Annotated in this window: 3 protein-coding genes; all 3 read left to right on the top strand. The window is 40.7% G+C overall.

The features are described 5' to 3' along the window. Nucleotides 1-585 precede the first annotated feature (585 nt). Genes F6K53_RS39430 through F6K53_RS39420 form a run of 3 tightly spaced genes read left to right on the top strand, consistent with a single transcriptional unit; the run spans nt 586 to nt 1,418 of the window. Nucleotides 586-858 carry a hypothetical protein gene (locus F6K53_RS39430; protein WP_081431411.1) on the top strand — a complete coding sequence of 91 codons (273 nt, stop codon included), beginning with the start codon at nt 586-588 and terminating at the stop codon, nt 856-858. Beyond that, nucleotides 804-1,199: a hypothetical protein gene (locus F6K53_RS39425; protein WP_293085403.1), complete on the top strand. Its 396-nt coding sequence runs from the start codon at nt 804-806 to the stop codon at nt 1,197-1,199. Before F6K53_RS39430 ends, F6K53_RS39425 begins: the two co-directional genes overlap by 55 nt. Before the next feature lie 21 nt (nt 1,200-1,220). Next, the gene (locus tag F6K53_RS39420) at nt 1,221-1,418 is read left to right on the top strand and encodes a tetratricopeptide repeat protein (protein ID WP_293048149.1); all 198 of its coding nucleotides are present in this window, start codon (nt 1,221-1,223) and stop codon (nt 1,416-1,418) included. The last annotated feature ends 435 nt before the right edge of the window (nt 1,419-1,853 follow it).

Below are 1,853 nucleotides of genomic sequence, written 5' to 3'. Positions count from 1 at the left end.
AGGAAGGTAATGTGGAATTAGTCGCTGTTGTCAACTCGAACCAGGCGCTCGATTTTCTGCGAGCAACTTGTGCGATTAAAGAGGATTAGATTTTCGGGTGGGCAAAGACAGTTTGGTTCCAATCAGTTTTTAGCTTGTAGGGTGGGCAAAAACAGTTTGGTTCCAATCAGTATTAATGATTAAATTACTTTGCCCACCCTACTTTAGCTGATTACTGGTAAGGTGGGCAAAGACAGTTTGCTTGAAATCAGTATTAATGAGAGCGATTACTTTGCCCACCCTACTTTAACTGATTACTGGTAAGGTGGGCAAAGACAGTTTGGTTCAAATGAGTATTAATGATGAAATTATTTTGCCCACCCTACTTTAACCATTAATCCAAGAGTTTATAAATTACTGATTACTGGTAAGGTGGGCAAAAACAGTTTGGTTCAAATGAGTATTAATGAGAGCGATTACTTTGCCCACCCTACTTTAACTGATTACTGGTAAGGTGGGCAAAAACAGTTTGGTTCAAATGAGTATTAATGAGAGCGATTACTTTGCCCACCCTACTTTAACCATTAATATCTTACCAAGACAATTATGAAAACCATCCTAAATTTAGTCACCGTCGGATTACCCAGTTTATTGCTAGCACTGACAGCTACTCCTGCTTTAGCGATCGCATCCGGTGACCATCCCCAAGTCACTATTGCTCCGACCTTGCAAGCCCAAACTCCTCAGGCTACCAGTAAACTTAGTAAACTTAACCAAGGCAGAGCCTATTTCAACAGGGGACAATTTGCCCAAGCAGCGGAAATTTGGAAGCAGCCCAAGATTACGCAACTCGGGGTGACTCTCTCCATCAAGCCTTGAGTTTGAATTATCTATCCTTAGCTTACCAACACCTAAGTCAGTGGGACCTTGCCCAAACCGCTATTGAATCCAGCCTTAAGTTAGTCGAATCAGCTACCAGTAACAATCCTCTGCTGTGGGCGCAAATTCTTAATACCAAAGCCAGACTCCTTTTCCACACTGGACAAAACCAATCTGCCTTAGAAACATTTAAAAAAGCACAAACTTATGATAAAGCGGGAGATAAACTTGGTGCTTTGATTAGCAAAATTAACCAAGCTGAAGCCCTGCAAAGCTTAGGATTTTATAATCGTGCTAAACGTCTACTGGAAGAGATTAATCAACAATTAGCAATTACATAAAATTATGCCGTTAAAGTAGGAATGCTCAGAAGTTTAGGCATCGCTTTACAAGTGTTGGGGGATGTAAAAGCTAGTAGAGAGGTACTCGAAGAAAGCTTATCTATTGCTCAGGGTCTGGAAGCCACTAACCAATTAGGCATTATCCTGTTGAGTTTAGGCAATACAGCCCTTGATGCTGGAGATAATTCAGTAGCATTAGATTACTTTAAACGGGCATAAAGTGCGAGTAATAATCCAGAATAAAAATTTAAAACTCGCCTCAACCAACTACGCCTTTATGTCCAATTGCAGCCTATACCGAAGCAGTCAAAGACTTAAAAAGCTTGCGCGGTGATTTGGTTTCCATTAATCCAGATATCCAGTTTTCCTTCCGAAAAAGCGTTGAACCAGTATACCGATAACTGGTATAATTGTTGCTAGAAGGTAATCCTAGTCAAGATTACCTGAAAAAGGCACGGCAGTTAATTTAGGATTTACAATTAGCAGAATTAGATAACTTTTTCCGGCAAGCTTGTTTAGATGCTAATGTTGCCAAAATTGATAAGATTGACAGGTCAGCAACGGTAATTTACCCGATTATTTTGCCAGAACGTTTAGCTGTGATTGTCTCCGCCCCCGGTAAACCCATTGGCTATTACAGGGGTGAAGCAGGAA

The sequence above is a fragment of the Moorena sp. SIO4A1 genome (assembly GCF_010672065.1).
In the GTDB taxonomy this organism is placed as follows: Bacteria; Cyanobacteriota; Cyanobacteriia; order Cyanobacteriales; family Coleofasciculaceae; genus Moorena.
The sequence above is the reverse complement of the archived record's forward strand: the minus strand, read 5'-3'. Positions and strand labels throughout refer to the sequence as shown.

Bases quoted from the DNA above. Each gene is read 5' to 3' on its own strand.
- F6K53_RS39430 (WP_081431411.1), top strand. From the start codon at position 586: ATGAAAACCATCCTAAATTTAGTCACCGTCGGATTACCCAGTTTATTG.
- F6K53_RS39420 (WP_293048149.1), top strand. From the start codon at position 1,221: ATGCTCAGAAGTTTAGGCATCGCTTTACAAGTGTTGGGGGATGTAAAA.